Annotated in this window: 1 protein-coding gene; it reads right to left on the bottom strand. The window is 63.8% G+C overall.

The window, feature by feature from the left end; all coding sequences use genetic code 11:
* A partial coding sequence (locus tag KXR87_RS23520) for a cadherin repeat domain-containing protein (RefSeq protein WP_437434585.1) occupies window positions 1–1,226 on the bottom strand: 1,226 nt, incomplete at both ends.

The following is a 1,226-nucleotide window of genomic DNA, read 5'->3' as shown; positions in this document are numbered from 1 at the left end:
GCCGCATCGGTGGCCACAACCGTGAAGCTGTAGCTGGATTTGCTTTCAAAGTCCGGGTTGCCGGTCAGCGTCACCGCGCCGGTGGTCGGGTTGATGGTCAGACCCGCGTCGCTGCCCGCTTTCAGGGAGAAGGTGACRCCCCCGCTGATATCCGCGGTGTCGGTCGCGGTGGCGGTATAAATCACCTGACCCGCACCGCTGTTCTCGTTGATCGCCGTGGCCGTGGTGCCGCTGGTGATCGTAGGCGCAACCTCGTCGAGGTTATTAATACCCAGCGTGACCGTACGATCGCTGTGGTTGCCCGCCGCATCGGTGGCCACAACGGTAAAGCTGTAGCTGGATTTGCTTTCAAAGTCCGGGTTGCCGGTCAGCGTCACCGCGCCGGTGGTCGGGTCAATCGTCAGCCCCGCGTCGCTGCCCGCTTTCAGGGAGAAAGTGACGCCCCCGCTGATATCCGCGCTGTCGGTCGCGGTGGCGGTGTAGATCACCTGCCCTGCACCGCTGTTCTCGTTGATCGCCGTGGCCGTGGTGCCGCTGGTGATCGTCGGGGCAACCTCGTCGAGGTTATTAATACCCAGCGTGACCGTACGATCGCTGGCATTCCCGGCCGCATCGGTGGCCACAACCGTGAAGCTGTAGCTGGATTTGCTTTCAAAGTCCGGGTTRCCGGTCAGCGTCACCGCGCCGGTGGTCGGGTCAATCGTCAGCCCCGCGTCGCTGCCCGCTTTCAGGGAGAAAGTGACGCCCCCGCTGATATCCGCGGTGTCGGTGGCGGTGGCGGTGTAGATCACCTGACCCGCGCCGCTGTTCTCGTTGATCGCTGTGGCCGTGGTGCCGCTGGTGATCGTCGGGGCAACCTCGTCGAGGTTATTGATGCCCAGCGTGACCGTCTGGCTGCTGGCATTCCCGGCGGCATCGGTGGCCACAACGGTAAAGCTGTAACTGGATTTGCTTTCAAAGTCCGGGTTGCCGGTCAGCGTCACCGCGCCGGTGGTCGGGTCAATCGTCAGMCCCGCGTCGCTGCCCGCTTTCAGGGAGAAAGTGACGCCCCCGCTGATATCCGCGCTGTCGGTGGCSGTGGCGGTGTAAATCACCTGACCCGCGCCGCTGTTCTCGTTGATCGCCGTGGCCGTGGTGCCGCTGGTGATCGTAGGCGCAACCTCGTCCAGGTTATTAATACCCAGCGTGACCGTCTGGCTGCTGGCATTCCCGGCGGCATCGGTGGC

The sequence above is a fragment of the Yokenella regensburgei genome, from assembly GCF_051486985.1.
Taxonomy (GTDB): domain Bacteria; phylum Pseudomonadota; class Gammaproteobacteria; order Enterobacterales; family Enterobacteriaceae; genus CBFFRJ01.
This window is presented reverse-complemented; position numbering and strand designations above follow the sequence as displayed.